Source organism: Streptomyces sp. NPDC004111 (assembly GCF_042874215.1).
Lineage (GTDB): Bacteria > Actinomycetota > Actinomycetes > Streptomycetales > Streptomycetaceae > Streptomyces.
The window spans coordinates 100050-118790 of record NZ_JBIAMU010000010.1; the positions used below are offsets into that span (position 1 = coordinate 100050).

Below are 18741 nucleotides of genomic sequence, written 5' to 3' on the forward strand. Positions count from 1 at the left end.
TCCTATGTCCAAGGTTCTCACTTCCCTTCCGGCCGGCGAGCGCGTCGGCATCGCCTTCTCCGGCGGGCTCGACACCTCCGTCGCCGTCGCCTGGATGCGCGACAAGGGTGCCGTCCCCTGCACCTACACCGCCGACATCGGCCAGTACGACGAGCCCGACATCGCCTCGGTGCCCGGCCGCGCCAAGGCGTACGGTGCCGAGGTCGCGCGCCTCGTCGACTGCCGGGCGGCGCTTGTCGAGGAAGGGCTGGCGGCGCTGACCTGCGGCGCGTTCCACATCCGCTCCGGCGGGCGGGCGTACTTCAACACCACCCCGCTGGGACGCGCCGTCACCGGCACCCTGCTGGTGCGGGCGATGCTGGAGGACAACGTCCAGATCTGGGGCGACGGATCGACCTTCAAGGGCAACGACATCGAGCGGTTCTACCGCTACGGGCTGCTCGCCAACCCGCACCTGCGGATCTACAAGCCCTGGCTCGACGCGGACTTCGTGACCGAGCTCGGCGGCCGCAAGGAGATGTCGGAGTGGCTGGTCGCCCACGACCTGCCGTACCGCGACAGCACGGAGAAGGCGTACTCCACCGACGCCAACATCTGGGGCGCCACCCACGAGGCCAAGACCCTCGAACACCTCGACACCGGTGTCGAGACCGTCGAGCCGATCATGGGCGTGCGGTTCTGGGACCCGTCGGTGGAGATCCCCACCGAGGACGTCACGATCGGCTTCGACCAGGGCCGCCCCGTCACCATCAACGGCAAGGAGTTCGCCTCCGCCGTCGACCTGGTGATGGAGGCCAACGCCATCGGTGGCCGGCACGGCATGGGCATGTCGGACCAGATCGAGAACCGGATCATCGAGGCCAAGAGCCGGGGCATCTACGAGGCCCCGGGCATGGCCCTGCTGCACGCGGCGTACGAGCGCCTCGTCAACGCCATCCACAACGAGGACACCCTCGCCCAGTACCACAACGAGGGCCGGCGGCTCGGCCGGCTCATGTACGAGGGCCGCTGGCTGGACCCGCAGGCGCTGATGGTGCGCGAGTCGCTCCAGCGCTGGGTCGGCGCCGCCGTCACCGGAGAGGTCACCCTGCGGCTGCGGCGCGGCGAGGACTACTCGATCCTCAACACCACGGGTCCGGCGTTCAGCTACCACCCGGACAAGCTGTCCATGGAGCGCACCGAGGACTCGGCGTTCGGCCCGGTGGACCGGATCGGTCAGCTCACCATGCGCAACCTCGACATCGCCGACTCCCGCGCCAAGCTGGAGCAGTACGCGGGCCTTGGCCTGATCGGCAGCAGCAACCCCGCCATCGGCGCCGCCCAGGCCGCCGCGACGGGCCTGATCGGCAGCATGCCGGAGGGCGGCGCGGAGGCCATCGCCTCGCGCGGCGAGGTCTCCGGCGACGACGAGATGCTGGACCGCGCGGCCATGGAGTTCGGTACGGACTAGGAAGGACCAGGGCGTACTGGTACGGAGTGGGACGGGTCGGGGTGCGGGCGGCGGGTCTGCGGCGTGGCCCGGGAAGGTGACCCCGTGCGTGACCCGGGGGTGTGATCCGTGGTGCGGCGGCCGGGAAGAAATGTGCTCTACCGGCCGCTGTACTCCGTATGACATCTCAGCACGGAGCGAGCAAGGGCCACCGGATCACCGTCGAGCAGGGCTCGACGCATGTGCGTGTCGTGCGGGACGGGCAGGTTCTCGCGGAGAGCCGCCGTCCCCTTCTGCTGCGCGAGACCGGGCTGCCGGTCCGCTACTACCTGCCGCCCGAGGACGTCCGCACCGAGCTGCTGACCGCGTCCGACACCACGACCCACTGTCCCTTCAAGGGCGACGCGTCGTACTGGTCGGTGCCCGGCAAGGCCGATCTGGTGTGGGCGTATCAGGAGCCGCTGTCCGAAGTCGCCGCGATCAAGGGGCACTTCTGCTTCTACGACACGGAGGTCGTGGCGGGGGAGTAGGGGCTGCGGTCCGTCCCGGAGACGGAGCGGGCCGGCCGAGGCGAAACGCAAGGGCCTGCCGGGGGTAAACGGGAGGTCCTGCCGAGGGAAAACGGAAGGAGGGCCTCCCGGTCGGATACCGGGAGGCCCTCCGTCATGCCTGCTGTCAGACGTTCGACGACTCGTTGCCGAAGGCCGGGTTCAGCACGCCGATGACGTTGACCGAGTTGCCGGTCAGGTTCACCGGGACGTGGACCGGGACCTGCACCAGGTTGCCGGACGCGACGCCGGGGGAGTTGGTGGCCTTGCCGTTGGCGTCCGCACCGCTGTGGGCGGAGGCGGCACCGGCGCCCGCGGCGATCATGCCACCGGCGATCATCGTGACGGCAACGGCCTTGTTGAGCTTGCGCATTGGGGGTTCCTCACTGGATATTCCTGCGGCCAGCCAGCCGCAGCACACAGGGAAGAACGGTCGAAGTCCCCCGGAGGACACGCCGTTTGGCGACATAGTTGAAGGCGGATGTGTTCGAGCGGCGCGTGGGGGTCCGGCTCAGCGCTCCGTACCGTCCGGCTCGCGCCGCTTGTCCTGATTGGTCTGGCCGGTCCGCTGGTACCTGCGGGCCATCGCGTGGAAAACCTCCCTCGGCTCCCAGCGCTCGCTCTCCCCTTCCCGCACCCGGACCACCCCGTACGAGCCGAGGTCCGCGTCGCCGTCGGTCCTGCCGTAGCCGGCGAAGGTGAACCAGAACGAGCTGTCCACCCCCACCTCCTCGAAGGCGTCCAGGAGTTCGTTGAAGTAGCGGACCTGTTCGCCCTCGTCGGCGACCGCGCCGTCCGGCACCTGCCACGCGGTGCCGCCGCGCTCGCCCGCGCCCTGGTAGGGGCAGGTGCCGTACTCGGTCACCGCCACCGGCTTGCCGTGCGCGAAGTGGCCGCGCAGTTCGTCGTGGAAGGCGTCCTTGTTGTACGAGGCCCGGTAGGCGTCGGTGCCCACCAGGTCGAACGGGCTCCAGTCGATGTGCTCCCAGGGGCCCGCGGCGTACGTGAGACGCCCGCCGAAGTGGGCGCGGACGGTGCCGGCCACCTCGGCGAGGAACGCGCTGAGCCGCTTGCGGACCGGGCCGAGGGAGGTCCACCACTCGTAGTCCGCGTCGGCCATCACCCGCAGCCGGTCGCCGTAGCTCGCGCCGGGTATGAAGTCGTGCCCGAACAGGCTGAGTTCGCAGCCCGCCACGAAGACCACCTCGGCGCCGGAGCGGCGTATCTGCGCGGAGTGGCGCAGGGCCTCGGCGCGGCGGGCGCAGTCGGCGAAGAAGGGGAGCAGTGCGTCGGAGGGCAGATCCACCGGGAAGGGCGCGTACCAGACTTCGAGTCCGGCCTCGGCCGCCAACCGGGCTGCGGTGTCGAGGCGTTCGGGATCGCGTCCGCTGATGCGGACGGCGTCGCAGTGCAGTGCGCCGGAGATCACCGCCATGTCGTGCCGGACGGCCTCCGGTGTGAGGACCTTGCGGGAGAGTTCCTCCCCGGGGAGGAAACCGGTGTCGTAGTTGATGCCGCGTGCGCGCATGTCGGTCACTTTCCGTCGGTGTGGCGGGCGGGTTCCGCCTTCTCGGGCGGTTCGGTTCCTTGACCGGTTCGGTTCCTTGGCCGGTTCGGTTCCTTGGCCGGTTCCCGTGTTCTCGGGCGATTCCGGATACTCGGTCGGCTCGGGAGTGGGTGGTGCTCCGTGTGAAGCGCTGCCGACCGGGAGGTCGGGGCGCGGCAGCCGGAGGGGCGGCGGCGTGCCGGTGCCCCGGGCCGCCTTCGGCCTGGCCGTCCGCATGCCGTGTTCCTCGGCCGGTACGCCGGGCCGGGCGTGGTTCCGCTGGTGGAGCAGGCTGTGCGTGGTGCCGCAGAACGCCGGACTGCCGAAGGTCGGGTACAGCCCGGCGTTCACTCCGCCCCGCTCGACTTTCGTCAGCCGGCCCGGTTCGACCGGATCCGGGCGCCGTCCCGGTCCCGTCGGTGACCTCCCTGAAGGCCGCCGTGTCCGAGCCGCGCCCGGCGAAGAGCTTCACCGTCGCGGCGGCCAGTCATGGGCAGAACTCATGGGCAGAACCTAACCGGGACCGGTCCCGAACTGAACCGGGGCCGGAAGGTTCCCGCCGGGAAGTCACCCGGCGGTGCCCGAGGGCCCGGTCCCGGGGAACCCTCCACGGGACCGGGCAGCCGTGCGGTGCGCGGAGGCCGCGCGCCAGGTGGTGCGGCAGGTGGTGCGGGCGGGGTGGGAGATGCGGTAGTCCGTCCTGCTTTCGGCCCCTGTGGCCCGGGTGGCGCAATACCGGTCGGCCGAACCGTCCGGGCGCACCTACCGTGGCTGAATGACCGTCACCTCCGCGTCAGGCAGCTCGTCCTGTCGAGTCGTCACCACGGCCACCGCCACCACCGTCGCCCTGCTGCTCGTGCTGCCCGCCTCCGCCGGACTGCTCGCGGCACCGGCCGGGGCCGTCTCCGGCCCGGCGTCGGCAGCCGCACCCGGCCCCCGGACCCCCGCGCTCACGGGTGCCCGGGAAGCGCAGGGAGCCCGAGGAGCGCAGGCAGTCCCAGAGGCGCAGGGAGCAGTCCAGGAACCCCAGGGGGCGCAAGGAGTCCAAGGGGCCCAGGGAGCCCCCGGTGCGCTCGCCGGTGCGCCCGGCGGCCTCCCCGCCAGTACCGTCTCCGCCAATCGCACCGTCTCCGCGCTGGGCTGGATCGTCGCGGACGCACGTACCGGTGATGTCATCGCCGCGCACCATCCGCACCTCAGGCTGCCGCCCGCCAGCACCCTCAAGGCCCTGTTCGCGGTGACCGCCCTGCCCCGCGTCCCCGGCGGCACGCTGCGCAAGGTCAGCAAGGCCGACCTGGCCGGGGTCGGCGAGGGCAGCAGTGTCGTCGGGGTGAAGGCCGGGCGGGTCTACCGGACGGCCGACCTGTGGCGGGGCACCTTCCTGCGCTCCGGCAACGACGCCGTCCACGTGCTCGCCGCGATGAACGGCGGCTGGAAGTCGACCGTCTCCCAGATGCAGGCCAAGGCCCGCGCCCTGGGTGCCCGCAACACCCGGGTCGTCACCGCCGACGGCTACGACGCCAAGGGCCAGTACTCCACCGCGTACGACCTCGCGCTCATCGGCCGGGCCGGGCTGAAGGACGGCCAGTTCGCGAAGTTCGCCGCCACCGCCCACGCCCGCTTCCCCAGCAGCACCCGGGCGAACGGCAGCCACCTCGCCTCGTACCCGATCCAGAACACCAACCGCCTGCTCACCGGGGCCAACGGCGTCGGCCGCTACCCCGGGCTGATCGGCATCAAGAACGGCTACACCAGCAAGGCGGGCAACACCCTCATCGCCGCGGCCAAACGCGGCAACCGGACCCTGATCGTCACCGTCCTCAACCCCCAGCGGGGCAACGGCCTCGCGGTCTACCGCGAGGCGCGCGCCCTGCTCGACTGGGGCTTCAGGTCGGTCGGCCACGTCAGGGTCCTCGGTACGCTCAACCAGCCGAACCGGTAGCCGCCCCGGGGCCGCGGACAGGGCCGTCCGCCGTCAGGCGGCGGCCTCCTCCTTCTCATGCGGGGACTCGTACGGGGACTCGTACGGGAAGCGGGCGAGCGGGGCCGCTCCCTGGAAGAACGTCTTCGCGCGGAGCAGCGCCTCCTCGTCCTGCCGGATCTGACCGGGCCGGGAGGCGCTGCCCAGCAGCAGACCGCCGAACCCCATGCCCATGTACGCGGCCGAGTTCCGGAGCGTGGCGACCATGCCGTCGGCCACCTCCGGCTCGCTGTGCGCCATGACGGAGACGGCCCACAGCCGGCGGCCCGTCATCCGCGCCTTGAAGTCCGAGCCGGGCGCCGTCAGCCAGCCGGACCAGTAGTCGAGATAGCGCTTGACCTGCGCGGAGACGGTGTACCAGTACAGGGGTGAGGCGATCACCACGTCGGTCGCCGCGAGGGTGGCCTCCCGCAGCATGTCCTCGGTCTCCCCGGAGCTCCAGTTCTCGGCGTCGTGCCTGCCGTCCTGGAAGTCGGGCAGCGCGAGCCGGTTGAGGTCCACCCAGTTCTGGGCGAAGCCTGCGGGCAGTTGCGCGGCGGCGGCGCGGGCGAGCAGTTCGGTGTTGCCGTCGGGACGCGAGCTGCCGAGGACGAAGAGGAAGGAGCGGTCGGTGGGGGTGCCGGTGTCCGTGCCGGTGCCCGCGTCGGTGGTGGCCGTGGAACTGGTCTCGGTGGTCATGACATGGCCAACTCGCCTGCCACCGGAGTCTATTCCGGTATCCGGCGTCGGCCTCCGTTTCCTCTGCGGCGCGGCTACGGGGTCGGCCGCCGCAGGGTGCGTTCCCAGAGGTCGCGCAGGTGTGCGTGGAGGATGTCCTGGGCCTCGGACGCGGTGAGGTGGCCGACGAGGACGTGGGTGGTGAGTCCGTCCGCCAGGGCGAGGAGGGTGCGGGCCCGGCGCCGCGCGGACCCGGCCCCGGACTCCGCTGTCGCCCTGGTGCCGGGCGGTGCGGCCCCGCCGCCCCTCCCGGTCGGCACCGCCGCGTCCGTCCCGGGCGACGCGGCCGTCTCCGGTGCCGCGCCCGTCCCGGACGTCCCTGCCTCCGCCTCCGTGAACAGGCGGGTGAACATCTCCTCCAGCTCCGCGTAGTTCGCCCGCAGCGACTTGGCGAGCGGTTCGCTGACCGCCGCCTGCGCGACGAAGGCGAGCCAGACCCGGGCCTCGGCGCGGTGCTCCGCCCGCAGCAGCGACACCTCCGTGGCCGCGTGGCCCAGCGCGGTCCCGGCCGACTGGGCCGGGCTCCGCAGGAGACTCGCCCGTACCCGTTCGCCAATCCGGTCGCCGACGTGTCCGAGCGCGAAGAGGAGCATCTCCTCCTTGGTGCGGAAGCAGCGCTGCACCGCACCCATCGAGACCTCCGCCTCGGCCGCGACGTCGCGCAGAGTCACCCCCTCCAGCCCGCGCGCGTCGGCGAGCCGGCACACGGCCTCGGCGATGAGGCGGCGCCGGCCCTCGTGATCCACCTGCTTGGGCATGTTCCGCCGCCCTTCCGCGGTCCTGGGGTCCCGAAGTTCCGGGGCCCGAGTTTATCCGATGCGATCGTATCGGTTGACGGGGTACGGTGCGTACCGATGCAAGCGCATCACTACGGACGGGAGAGGCAGAGAACCATGCACGACGACGCCCTGTGGAAGCTGTCGGCCGCCGAGCAGGCGAAGGCGGTGCGCGGCGGGGAGGTCTCCGCCGCCGAACTGATCGACAGCCACCTGGACCGGATCGCCGAGGTCAACCCCCGGGTGAACGCGGTCACCCAACTGCTGGCCGAGGGGGCCCGCGAGGCCGCGGCGGAGACGGACCGGCGGCGGGCCGCGGGCGAGGAACTGGGGCCGCTCGCCGGGGTGCCGTTCACGGTGAAGGAGAGCACCCCCGTCGCGGGTGTGGCCACGACCTTCGGGGTGCCCCGGTTCCGTGCTGCGGTGGCGGCGGCCGACGCGCCGCCGGTGGCCCGGCTGCGGGCCGCCGGAGCCGTCCCCGTCGGGCACGCCAACCTGCCCACCCTGATCCTCGCGGGCATGCACACCCGCAGCGAGCTGTACGGCGACACGGTCAACCCGTGGGACGCGGGTCTGACCCCCGGCGGCTCCAGCGGGGGCGACGCGGTGGCCGTCGCCACCGGCATGGCCGCACTGGGTCTCGGCAACGATTCCGGCGGCTCGGTGCGGGTCCCCGCACAGTTCTGCGGAGTCGCCGCGCTGAAGCCGACCACCGGGCGCTTCCCCGCCGACCATCGGGTGCTGGGCCCCGACGACCCCGGCCCTGCCTCGCAACTCCTCGTCGTGGACGGCCCGTTGGCGCGCACCGTCGCCGACCTCCGGCTGGCGTACGAGAGCCTCGCCGGTACGGACCCGCGCGACCCCCGCGCCGTACCCGTACCGCTGTACGGAGAGGCGCTGCCCGGCCCGGTGCGGGTGGCCGTCGTGACGGACCCCGGTGGGCAGGGCGTGCACCCCACGGTGCGCGCGGCCGTCGAACGGGCGGCGGACGCGCTGCGCGACGCCGGGTACGAGGTGTGCGAAGTGCCCGACGTGCCACGGCTGGCGGAGGCGCTGGAGGCGTACGGGCGGATCACCCTGACCGAGTTCGCCCCGACCTGGCCGGTGGTGCGCACCCTGCTCGGCGAGGGCGGTGACCGGTACATCGCGATGGCCATGGAGCAGACGCGGCCCGCCGACGCGGACGAGCTGGTGAAGCTGTGGGGGAGCTGGCTGGGAATCCGGCGCTCCTGGGCCGAATTCCTGGACGCGTACCCGTTGTTGCTCGGCCCCTCGTTCACCGAACCGCCCGTCGAGCCGGGGCTGGAGTCCCGTGACCGGGCGGGGCGGGACCGGGTCGCCGCGGGGCTGCGGCTGTGCAGCGCGACGAGTTTCGTCGGGGTGCCGGCCGTGGCCGTACCGACGGGGACGGCCGACGGGCTGCCGACCGGGGTGCAGATCGTCGGGCGCGCGTTCCGCGAGGACCTGTGCCTGGCGGCGGCGCAGGCGGTCGAGGACCGGCTCGGCGTGCTGACGCCGGTGGACCCACGGGGGTGAACGGGGTTCGCTGAGCGGCGCATTGGGTGCCGGGCGCGGCCACTCGCCCTCCCCGGAAGAGGCCGACCACCCCTCAAGAGCGGCCAACCACCCTCCCCGAAAAGGGAATGCGGCCCGCTCGGGCGGCGACGTACGGTCCTGCGATGCACTCATCGAAGAACCAGGACGACCCGGAGGACGGCTACTTCGGGGCGTCGGTCGCGGCCACGTACGACGACCCCGGATCGAGCGCCTTCGCGCCCGAGGAGGTGGAAGCCACCGTCGACCTCCTCGCGGGACTCGCCGCGGACGGCCCGGCCCTCGAATTCGGCATCGGCACCGGACGCATCGCCCTTCCGCTGGCCCGCCGCGGTGTTCCGGTGCACGGCATCGACCTGTCGCGCGCGATGGTGGACCAACTGCGTGCCAAGCCGGGCGGCGAGGCGATCGGCGTGACCATCGGTGACTTCGCCACGGCGCGGGCGGCTGGGGACGGGGAGCACGCACCGGGCGGCTTCACCGTCGCGTACCTCGTCTACAACACCATCATGAACCTGACCACCCAGGCCGAGCAGGTCGCCTGTTTCCGCAACGCGGCGGACCACCTCGCCCCCGGCGGCACCTTCGTGATCGAGGTGGCCGTCCCCGACCTGCGGCTGCTGCCCCCGGGGCAGAACGCGGTACCGTTCCGCATCACCCCGACCCGCTGGGCGTTCGACCACTACGACGTCGCCACCCAGGCCATGAGTTCGAACTACGTCGAGGTCGTCGAGGGCCGGGGCTCGTACCGTTCGATCCCCTTCCGGTACGTCTGGCCCGCCGAGCTCGACCTGATGGCCCAGCTCGCCGGACTGCGCCTGCGCGACCGCTGGGAGGGCTGGGACCGCGCGCCCTTCACCAGCGAGAGCGGGCGGCACGTGTCGGTGTGGGAGAAGGCGGCGCAGGGCGGATGAAGGGGGCGTGGGATTGGGACGAGGGTGGCCGAAGTGGTGCCGAAAGCGACCGAGTTGGGTTCTTCCCGCTTCGGTCCCTCGTCGGTCCCGCTTCGGTCCCTCGCACATCGGTGCAGGTCACGGCATGTTTCGGGAACGAAGAGGGACTGAAAGGGACTGAGTTCCACAGTGAGGCTCAACCGCCGCACGGCCGTGCGGTCCACCCCTCTTGCGGACGTCGTTCGCCTGTCACCGGGCCTCCCGGAAGGGGCAGTTCGGTGATCCGGGCGAAGCTGCCGGGACGGTGGGGACTGCCGGAGCGGTGGGCGCTTCCGTGCGGGACCGGTGCTGTGACTCCGGTCACCGGCCGGGTGGTCCGGGGCCGTCATGGGTGATCATGATCCGATGGACGCTCGTTTTCTCGGTATCGGTGAACTGACCGAAGTCCCCTCCGTGGCGGTCGTGGTCGACGTCATGCGCGCCTACACGGTGGCCGCCTGGGCCTTCGACCGGGGTGCGGAGAAGATCGTGCTCGCCGGGTCGCTGGAGGAGGCGCTGGCGCTCAAGGAGCGTCACCCGGACTGGGTCGCGCTCAAGGACGGGCCGCCCGCACCCGGGTTCGACGCCGTCAACTCGCCCGGTCTGCTGCGTTCCCTGGACCTCGGCGGGCGGACCGTCGTGCAGAAGCCACGGCGGGGACGGTCGGCGCCCTCGCCGTGAAGGACGCTTCGCTGGTGCTGTGTGCGAGCTTCGTGGTGGCGGAGGCGACCGCCGGGCTCCTGCGGGCGCGCGGGTGCGCACACGTCACCTTCGTGGTCACCGGCGAGGACGGGCGGGCCGATGAGGACCTGGCGTGCGCCCAGTACGTCGCCCGCAGGGCCGCCGGGGACGGGGTGGACGCGGCGGAGTTCCTGGACCGCGCCGCCGGGTCGCGGGCCGCAGCCGAACTGACGGAGGGCGTGCGTCAGGGCACCCATCCCGACGACGTCGCGCTCTGCCTGGAGCTGGACCGGTTCTCCTTCGCCATGGTGGCGACCCAGGAGGACTCGCTCACGGTCCTGCGGCGGAGCTGACCCCGGGCCCCGGGGACCCGGCCTCCCGGGTCAGGGGGCTTGCGGGGCGTCGCCTCCGGGGGATTCCGTCCTGCCGGTCGCGGGTGCCTCCGAGTCCAGGCCGTCCACCAGGCGGTCCAGGAAGCGGGTGAACATGGCGTCGGGCGACTGGGGGCGCGCGGGGGCGCCCAGGGCGGCGGCCAGTTCCGGGTGCCGGCCGTCGGCGGCCACGGCGGTCAGATAGCGGACCTCGGCGGCGAGACGGCCGGGGTGGTGCGCGGCCTCGGAACGGGTGATCTCCTGGCCGACGTACGCGGCGACGAAACCGGTCAGCTGGCTGAAGACCTCCAGCTTCGCCGCCCCGTCCAGCCCGGTGGGGCGCAGGGCGGCCAGGGCGTGCTCCAGGAAGGCCAGCGCGTGCGGGCCGAGCGAGCGCCGGATGGTGAGCGCGGCCGGGAGCCAGCGGTGCCGGAGCATCAGGGCGCGCTGGAGGTGGCCGATGGTCTTGAGGTCGGCACGCCAGTCGCCGGTGAGGGGTGAAACGACCACCGCGCGGGGGGACTTGGCGGACGCCGCCCCGGACTTCGCCTCGGCCGCCGCTCCGGCCGCCGCCTCGGATGTCGCCCCGGATCTCGCCTCGGTCCCCGCTCCCGGCCCCGGCTCCGCCGGAGTCCCAGCCTCCGTGCCCGTCCCCGCCCCCGCTCCCGGCTCAAGTTCCGCGCTGACGTGGTCGACCATCAGTTCCAGCAGGGTCTCCTTGTCGGGGGCGTAGCTGTACAGGGACATCACGCCCGCCCCCACCTCGGCGGCCACCCGGCGCATGGTCACCGCCTCCAGGCCCTCCGCGTCGGCCAGTGCGACCGCCGCCGCCGTGATCGCCTCCCGGGTGAACGCGGGCTTGCGGCCCCGGCCGGAGCGGGGTGCGCCGGTGCCCAGCCAGAGCTGCTGGGGGTCGAACTCCGGCTTCGGCTTCGGCTGCTGCCCCGTGGGGGTTCTCTCGGCGTGGGGCACGGCGCGCTCGCTTCCTCTTCCTCCCGGCCTGCCCGGTTCCTCCGGTGGCCCGTCCAGCTCTCCTCGTGGGGTACATCCAAGCATCCGCTATTCTCGTACAACGTACGGAAAATAATCGAAGGGGGAACCATGACGTCCAAGACCCTTGCCACGACCCCGGCCAAGCTGCCCCTGGCCACCCGGATGATGCGGTCGAGCTGGCGCAAGAAGGTTCCGGCCGGACAGTACGAAGCCGGCTGGGAGCCCGGGATCGAGGTGCCCGCGGCCGACGGCAGCCCACTGCTCACCGACCACTACTTCCCGCGCGCCCGGGGCGAGTTCCCCACACTGCTCGTCCGCTCCCCGTACGGGCGGGGCGTTCCCTGGTCCCCCATGTACGGGATGCTCTTCGCCGAGCAGGGCTTCCACGTCGTCCTGCAGAGCTGCCGCGGCACCGGCGGCTCAGGCGGCACCTTCGACCTCTGGCGCAACGAGCCCGCCGACGGACGGGCCACCGTCGAATGGCTCCGCGAACAGCCCTGGTTCAACGGCGTCCTGGGCACCCTGGGCCCCAGCTACCTCAGCTATGTGCAGTGGGCACTCGCCCTCGACCCGCCGCCCGAGCTCAAGGCGATGGTCATGCAGGTGGCGCTGCACGACCCGCACGCCCTCTTCCACAGCGGCGGCGCGTTCCAGCTGGAGAACGCGCTCGTCGTCGGCGCGGGCATGACGTACCAGCACCGGGGAGTCGTCCCCTTCGCCAACGCGGTCCTGCGCCTGCGGCGGAAGCTGCGGCGGATCACCACCGCGCTGCCCCTGCGCGGCGCCCACGTACCCGCGCTGGGCGAAGTCCCCTGGCTCGACGGGGTGCTGGCACATCCGGACCCGGCGGACCCGCACTGGCACGGGGCGTCCCTCGCCGACGTGGCCGGGCGGGTGACCGTACCCGTCGGCGTGATCTCCGGGTGGTACGACGCCCTGGCCGGCCAGGGCTTCGAGCAGTACGCCCGGCTGCGGGCGGCCGACTGCGACACGTCGCTGCTCGTCGGCCCGTGGACGCACACCTCCGCGCTCCAGGAGGGCTGGCCCGAGGTGTTCGCCGAGACGCTGGGGTGGCTGCGGGCCCATCTGTACGGCGACCGCTCGGAACTGCGGCCCACGAGGGTACGGGTGCACGTCGGCGGCGCAGAAGGGCAGTGGCGGGACCTCGACGCGTGGCCGCCGCCCCCGGACGCCGGAGCGGGCCCGCGCTCCTGGTACGCCGCCCCCGGCGGACGGCTCCTGGCGCAGCCGCCCACGGACACCGAACCGCTGGCGTCCTTCCGCTACGACCCGGCCGACCCGACCCCGTCCGTCGGCGGACCGCTGCTGTCCCCGGGCGCGGGCCCGCGCGACAACACCGCGCTGGAGGCCCGCGCCGACGTGCTCACCTTCACCGGCCCGAGGCTGACCGAACCCCTGGAGGCCCTCGGTCCGGTCTCCGCCCGGCTGCGGATCACCGCCGACACCGGGTTCGGGGACGTCTTCGTACGGCTCTGCGACGTCGACGCCGAGGGCCGCTCCGTCAACGTCTGCGACGGCATCGCCCCGGTCCGTACCGGTGCCGGGCCCGTCGAGGTGGCGCTCGGCTCCACCGCCCACCGCTTCGCCGCCGGACACCGCGTCCGGCTCCAGATCAGCGGCGGCGCCCACCCCCGCTACGCCCGCAGCCCCGGCACGGGCGAGCCGGCCACGACGGCCACCACCCTCGTACCGGTCGGGTTCACCGTGCACGGAGGCTCCGAGCTGGTCCTTCCCTGACCGCCCGCCGGGGCGGGGAGAACGCGGAACGCCCGGCCGGCCCGCGGGTGCACGGGCCGGCCGGGCGTCGCCGGTACTGCGGAGGCCGGTGAGGCCGTCCGGACTACTTCACGGCCGTGAGGGCGGCGTCGTAGTCGGGCTCCTCGGTGATCTCGCCGACCAGCTGGGCGTGGACGACCTTGTTGTCCTCGTCCAGGACGACGACGGCGCGCGTGGTCAGGCCGGCCAGCGGGCCGCTGACGAGGTCCACGCCGTAGTCCTTGCGGAAGCCGGGGCTGCGGAAGGTGGAGAGGGTGGTGACGTTCTCCAGGCCCTCGGCACCGCAGAAACGGCCCTGGGCGAACGGCAGGTCCGCGGAGATGCACAGCACCGCGGTGTTCTCCAGGCCGGCGGCGCGCTCGTTGAAGGTGCGGACCGACGCGGCGCAGACACCGGTGTCGACGCTCGGGAAGATGTTGAGGACCTTCTTCTTCCCGGCGAAGTCCGCCAGGGTGACCTCGCCCAGGTCCTTGCCCACCAGGGTGAAGTCCGGAGCAGTGGCGCCGACCTGCACGAACGTGCCGTCGACGGACACCGGGCCGCCCTTGAAGTTCACTGTCTGGGTCATGCGGACCTCCATCGATCGAGAGAAATAACAGCCGGCCGTGCGAGCAGCACGGCCGACCCGCAGCACCCATGATCGCCTCTCGTGATCCGTCCCCGGTGCGCGGGTGCGTTTTCGGACCCTTTCGGGGGCGAGCCGTGCGGGAGGAGCCGCGGGACGGGGCACCGGCGACGCCACCCGGGCCGGCCGGCTCAGGCCCTGAGCGTCACGGCGTCCGCGTACGAGGAGCCGGCCAGCGCGGCGGGGCACACGGCCTTCGGCCCGAAGCGGCGGCGGGCCCGGTCCGCGGCCCGCTCCGCGGCACGGGCACGGTCGTCCGTGGGGTCCAGCGAGAGCTGACGGCAGGCGCCGTCGGCCGCCACCAGCCCGTCGGCGCGCAGGGAGAAGGCCCTGACCCGGGCCCGCTGCAGTCCCAGACCGGCCAGCAGTCCCAGGGCGCCCGCGCCGAGGGCTGCGGAGTGGCCGGTGGGTTCGGCCAGTGCCCGGGTGCGGGTGGTGGAACTGCGGTCGGCGTAGCGCACGGTGAGCGTCAGACGGCCGGCCGCCCGTTGCTCGCCGCGCAGCCGCTGCCCGATCCGCTCGGTGAGCTGCAGCACGGCCCGGTGGTGCTGTACGGGGTCCAGACAGTCCCGGTCGAGCACGAGGTCCGCCGTCAGGTGCGCCACCGGTTCCTCGGGCACGACCGGGCGGGGGTCCCGGCCGCGGGCGCGCTCGGACAGCAGCCTCGCCTGGCCGACGCCGAGCAGGCGTTGCAGGGTCGCGGTGGGCACGTCGGCGAGCCGGCCGACGGTGTGCAGGCCGTACTTGGCGAGGGTGTCCGCGGTGCCGCGGCCCACGCCCGGCAGCGCGGTGACCGGGCGGGGGCGCAGCCAGGCGGCGGCGTTCTCCTCGGTGACCCAGGTGGTGTCCCCCGGGGCGGCTGTGTCCGCCGCCATGACGGCCAGCATGCGGTTGCCCGCGAGGCCGGCGCTGCAGTCGATCCCGTAGAGGGCCTTGAGCCGCATCATCGCCAACTGGACGACGTCGTAGGGCGACATGTCGAAGTAGCGGAGGGCCGACGTCAGGTCGAGCTGCACGGCCTGCGGCGGGACCGCGTGGACGTGCGGGGTGATGCCCGTCAGCAGCCGGACGACGTCGTCGAGCTGCTCCTCGCTCAGCGGGGCGTGCAGGTGGAGGTGGGCGATGTACCGCCGGCGTGTGGTCATCCCGCGCTCCCCGGGCTCGTGTAGCCGAACTTCTTCAGGTCGGCCGACCGGCTCCCGGCGGGCCGGAGGTCGGCGTACGGGTGCAGGCGGGCACCGGTGGTGCCGTTGGTGAGGGTGCGTCCGGGCTGGGCGGGGGTCGGGCTCGGGCGGCTCTCGCCGAGGAGGGCGAGGGCGGCCTCCGGGCCGTCGTCGCGGCGCGCGGCGGCGATCCTTTCCAGGTCCCAGGCCATGGTGCCGACCACGGTGCGGCGGGTGCCGCGGACCTGGACCGTGCCGCGGACCAGGAGCAGACCGCTGTGGAAGACGGTGTGCGCGCAGTCCTGGTGGGAGTCCTCGAAGAAGGCCAGGTCGACCAGGCCGGAGCCGTCCTCCAGGGTGACGAAGATGATCCGCTTGCCGCTGGCGATCGGCGGGGTCTGCGTGGAGGCCCGTACGCCGGCGACGAGGACCTGCCGACCGGCGGGCAGTTCGGCCAGGTGTGTCGCGTCGGTCGCGCCGATCTCCCGCAGCAGCCGGTGGTGGTGCTCCATCAGGTGCTTGGACACGTCGATGCCGAGCGTGTTCAGTTCCGCGCTCAGCGCCTCGCGGCCGGTCAGCTCCGGCAGACCGCTCGGCTCCTCCCCGCCGACGGGGGCCATGTCGAGGGGCAGCTGCCCCTCGCCCGCCGAACGGGTGCGGGACTGCCGGTGGAGTTCGGCGATCCGGAGCATCAGGTCGCGCCGGGTGAGCGGGCCCTCGTGCAGGCAGCGCAGGGCGCCGATCTCCGCGAGGCGTTCGGCGACCGGCCTGCTGGGGCGGGCCCGCTGCCAGAAGTCCGACAACGACCCGTACGGCCTGCCCTCCTCGATCCGTACCCGCTCCTCCTCGCCCATGCCCCGTACGGTGCTCAGCGCCAGCCGCACGCCCCACTGCCCGTCGTCGGCGCGTTCCACGGTGTGCCGTGCCGCGGAGCGGTTGACGTCGACCGGCAGGACGCTCACGCCGTGCCTGCGGGCGTCGGCGACCAGGACGCGCCTGGGCCACATGCCCGGGTCGTGTTCGAGGAGCCCGGCCAGCAGGAAGGCCGGGTGGTGGGCCTTGAGCCAGGCGCTCTGCAGGGCGGGCACGGCGAAGGCCACCGCGTGCGCCCGGCAGAAGCCGTACGCCCCGAAGGCCTCGACGGTCTGCCACACCTCGTCGCGCACCGCGGCGTCGTAACCGCGAGCCCGTGCCCGCTCGTGGAACCAGGCCTTGATGCCGGGCAGCCGGTTCCTGTCGCCGAGCGCCCGCCGGGCGATCTCCCCCAGGGCGAGGTCGCAGCCGGTCAGCACGGCCAGCGTTTCGATGATCTGCTCGTGCCAGATGGTCACGCCGTAGGTGTCGGCGAGCACCGGCTCCAGGTCCGGGTGGGCGTAGCGGGGGGTGCCGCCGTGGCGGGCGGCGATGTACCGCTCGGGCATGCCGCCGGCGACCGGTCCCGGGCGGAAGAGGCTGATGTCGGCGATGACGTCCTGCGGGTCGCGGGGCTGGAGGCGGGAGAGCAGGTCCTGCTGGCCCGGCGACTCCAGCTGGAACATGCCGAGCGTCCTGCTGTCCTGGATGAGCTTGAACGCGAAGACGTCGTCGAGCGGCACCTGGGCCGGGTCGTCCAGGTCGACGCGGTTGCCGGTGACGCGTTCGATCTCGGTGACCGCGTGGGACATCGAGGACAGCATCCGGACGCCGAGGACGTCCAGTTTGATGTTGCCCAGTGCCTCGATCTCCTTCTTGGCCGCCATCGCCATGGGGTAGTCGCCCTGGGGGGTGGGCTGCACGGGCAGCCGGTCCAGGAGCGTCGCGTCGCTGATGACCACGCCGCAGGGGTGCATGGCCATGCCGTGCACCAGGGAGTCGAGGCCCTCGGCGAGTTCCCACAGAGGTCCGTACCGGTGTGCCTCGGCCGACAGCTGCTTGAGCTCCGGCAGTTCGGCGAGCGCACCGGTGATGTCGCAGGCCCGCAGGTGGGGGAAGCTCTTGGCGATCCGGTCGACCTCCGCCGGGGCGATGCCCAGGGCCAGGCCGGTGTCGCGCAGGGCCCGGCGGGCCCGGTAGGTCTCGGGCATGGCGGTGACCGCCACCCGCTCCTTGCCGAACCGGTCGAAGATCGCGTCGTAGCAGTCGAGCCGTCTGGCGGACTCCACGTCGATGTCGATGTCCGGGAGCGATGCCCTGCGTACGCTCAGGAAGCGTTCGAACAGCAGCCGGTGGTCGAGCGGGTTGGCGGTGGCGATGCCCAGGGTGTGGCAGACCAGTGAGCCCGCGCCCGAGCCGCGGGCGGAGACCCGGATGCCCTTGTCCCGGATGTCGGTCACGACCTGGCCGACGGCGAGGAAGTACGCGTCGTAGTTCAGCCGGGAGATCACCGCGAGCTCCTCGTCCAGCCGGTCGAGCGCGACGCGGTCGCGGTCGAGGCCGCGCCGGGTCATCCCCGCCTCGCAGCGCCGGCGCAGCAGCTGTGCCGCGCCGTCCGGTCCGGGCCCGGCCCCCAGCAGCCGCGGCTCCGGGAGGTGCGTTACGCCCAGCCCCAGGTCGGCCGCGGGATCCACGGCGCACAGGGCGGCCGTGGCGGCGGTGTCCGCCATCAGGCGCTCAGCCCGGCGGGGGGACATGCCCGCGGAATCGGTGATCATCCGGGCGATGCCCGTCATCGCTCCCGCGTCCTTGAGCCAGCGCTGCCCGCTGTCCAGGCGGCGCCGGTCGATGGGCCGCAGCAGCCGCGCGGCGTCCAGGACGTCGGCGAGCCGGTGCTGGCCGGGGTCGGCGTAGCGGACCGCGTTCGACAGTACGGCCGTGGTGCGGGTGCGGTCGGCCAGTGCCAGCGTGCGGGCGGCCAGCCGAAGGGACCCGGGCTCGACGCTGAAACGTTTCTGCGCAACGGCTTCCAGCCGTACTCCACTTCCGAAGATCTCCTGCCACGGAGCCAGCAGCTTCCTCGCGACGTCCTCCCGGCCCGCGGCCAGTGCGCGGACCGGCTCGGAGAGCGGGCCGAGCAGCACCGTCAGGCCGTCGCCGCCGTACTCCCGCAGCGCCTCCCACGGGACGACCGGCGCCCGGTCCGGGGCGCCGGCCGCCCCGTGGGCGACGGTGCGGGCATGGGCGGCCGAGGTGATGCGGCACAGCCGTGCCCAGCCCGCGCGGTTCTGCGCCAGCAGCACGAACCGCAGCGGCGGTTCGACCACGTGCGCACCGCCGCGGGCCGGGGTGCGGCGGCGCTGCGCGGGGGGCGGGGGTGCCAGGGCCTCCACCGCGAGGTCGATGCCGAAGAGCGGCCGGACCCCTTCCGCTGCGCAGGCCTGCGCGAACCGGACGGTCCCGGTGACGGTGTCCCGGTCGGTCAGCGCGAGCGCCGGAACGCCCCGCTCAGCCGCCCGCCGGACCAGCTGCTCGGGCGGGGAGGCGCCGTAGCGCAGGGAGTAACCGGACGCGACGTGAAGGTGTGCAAAGCCCGTCATGTCGCACCTCCATCACTTCGCTCCCTTCGTTCCATCCGCCGGACAGCTTCAATCGTACGTTCGTTCGATAACTGTAGCTCAGTATTCGAACGTGCGATCGTTTTGATCGGGTCCCCGGTCGCGCCGACCGGGCCCGTGGCCGCGCGAGGCCGGGACGCGGCGAAGAGGGGGTGCGG

Annotated in this window: 14 protein-coding genes and 1 pseudogene; 7 read left to right on the forward strand and 8 right to left on the reverse strand. The window is 73.0% G+C overall.

Annotated features, from left to right (window positions below; translation table 11 throughout):
• Positions 1-4: 4 nt before the first annotated feature.
• Both argG and ACFYVL_RS20640 read left to right on the forward strand, forming a co-directional pair.
• Positions 5-1450, forward strand: coding sequence for an argininosuccinate synthase (argG, locus tag ACFYVL_RS20635; protein WP_389246764.1), 1446 nt, complete (start codon positions 5-7; stop codon positions 1448-1450).
• 158 nt (positions 1451-1608) lie between these two features.
• Positions 1609-1959: a DUF427 domain-containing protein gene (locus ACFYVL_RS20640; RefSeq protein WP_389246766.1), complete on the forward strand. Its 351-nt coding sequence runs from the start codon at positions 1609-1611 to the stop codon at positions 1957-1959.
• 145 nt (positions 1960-2104) lie between these two features.
• Here ACFYVL_RS20640 and ACFYVL_RS20645 read toward each other — a convergent pair whose 3' ends face one another.
• Both ACFYVL_RS20645 and ACFYVL_RS20650 read right to left on the reverse strand, forming a co-directional pair.
• On the reverse strand, positions 2105-2350 hold the full coding sequence (locus tag ACFYVL_RS20645) for a chaplin (RefSeq protein WP_389246768.1): 246 nt from the start codon (positions 2348-2350) through the stop codon (positions 2105-2107).
• A 138-nt stretch (positions 2351-2488) separates the two neighbouring features.
• Complete coding sequence (locus ACFYVL_RS20650) at positions 2489-3505, reverse strand: hypothetical protein (RefSeq protein ID WP_389247117.1); 1017 nt, start codon at positions 3503-3505, stop codon at positions 2489-2491.
• A gap of 793 nt (positions 3506-4298) precedes the next feature.
• Between ACFYVL_RS20650 and ACFYVL_RS20655 the strand changes: the two genes are divergently transcribed.
• Positions 4299-5465, forward strand: coding sequence for a D-alanyl-D-alanine carboxypeptidase family protein (locus tag ACFYVL_RS20655; RefSeq protein WP_389246770.1), 1167 nt, complete (start codon positions 4299-4301; stop codon positions 5463-5465).
• Positions 5466-5498: 33 nt separating this feature from the next.
• Here ACFYVL_RS20655 and ACFYVL_RS20660 read toward each other — a convergent pair whose 3' ends face one another.
• On the reverse strand, positions 5499-6182 hold the full coding sequence (locus ACFYVL_RS20660) for a flavodoxin family protein (RefSeq protein ID WP_389246772.1): 684 nt from the start codon (positions 6180-6182) through the stop codon (positions 5499-5501).
• A gap of 74 nt (positions 6183-6256) precedes the next feature.
• Positions 6257-6979, reverse strand: coding sequence for a TetR/AcrR family transcriptional regulator (locus ACFYVL_RS20665; RefSeq protein WP_389246774.1), 723 nt, complete (start codon positions 6977-6979; stop codon positions 6257-6259).
• 135 nt (positions 6980-7114) lie between these two features.
• On the opposite strand from ACFYVL_RS20665, the gene ACFYVL_RS20670 reads away from it, so the two are divergent.
• The 3 genes and pseudogenes from ACFYVL_RS20670 (at position 7115) to ACFYVL_RS20680 (ending at position 10517) form a co-directional block, all read left to right on the forward strand.
• A complete protein-coding gene (locus ACFYVL_RS20670; protein WP_389246776.1) occupies positions 7115-8533 on the forward strand; it encodes an amidase in 1419 nt (472 codons plus the stop codon).
• Between the two features lie 143 nt (positions 8534-8676).
• Positions 8677-9465: a class I SAM-dependent DNA methyltransferase gene (locus ACFYVL_RS20675; protein WP_389246778.1), complete on the forward strand. Its 789-nt coding sequence runs from the start codon at positions 8677-8679 to the stop codon at positions 9463-9465.
• A gap of 384 nt (positions 9466-9849) precedes the next feature.
• Positions 9850-10517 (forward strand): annotated as a pseudogene (locus ACFYVL_RS20680) (2-phosphosulfolactate phosphatase).
• A gap of 30 nt (positions 10518-10547) precedes the next feature.
• Here the strand turns inward: ACFYVL_RS20680 and ACFYVL_RS20685 are convergent.
• Positions 10548-11507, reverse strand: coding sequence for a TetR/AcrR family transcriptional regulator (locus ACFYVL_RS20685; RefSeq protein ID WP_389246780.1), 960 nt, complete (start codon positions 11505-11507; stop codon positions 10548-10550).
• Positions 11508-11636: 129 nt separating this feature from the next.
• Here ACFYVL_RS20685 and ACFYVL_RS20690 point away from each other — a divergent pair, with 129 nt between their 5' ends.
• Positions 11637-13286 carry a CocE/NonD family hydrolase gene (locus tag ACFYVL_RS20690; protein ID WP_389246782.1) on the forward strand — a complete coding sequence of 550 codons (1650 nt, stop codon included), beginning with the start codon at positions 11637-11639 and terminating at the stop codon, positions 13284-13286.
• Positions 13287-13389: 103 nt separating this feature from the next.
• Here ACFYVL_RS20690 and tpx read toward each other — a convergent pair whose 3' ends face one another.
• From tpx to ACFYVL_RS20705, 3 genes are all read right to left on the reverse strand, one after another.
• Positions 13390-13893, reverse strand: a complete 504-nt coding sequence (gene tpx / locus ACFYVL_RS20695) for a thiol peroxidase (protein ID WP_389246784.1) — start codon at positions 13891-13893, stop codon at positions 13390-13392.
• Between the two features lie 188 nt (positions 13894-14081).
• Positions 14082-15095, reverse strand: a complete 1014-nt coding sequence (locus tag ACFYVL_RS20700; protein WP_389246786.1) for an ImpB/MucB/SamB family protein — start codon at positions 15093-15095, stop codon at positions 14082-14084.
• Complete coding sequence (locus ACFYVL_RS20705) at positions 15092-18565, reverse strand: DNA polymerase III subunit alpha (protein WP_389246789.1); 3474 nt, start codon at positions 18563-18565, stop codon at positions 15092-15094. Before ACFYVL_RS20705 ends, ACFYVL_RS20700 begins: the two co-directional genes overlap by 4 nt.
• Positions 18566-18741: the final 176 nt, after the last annotated feature.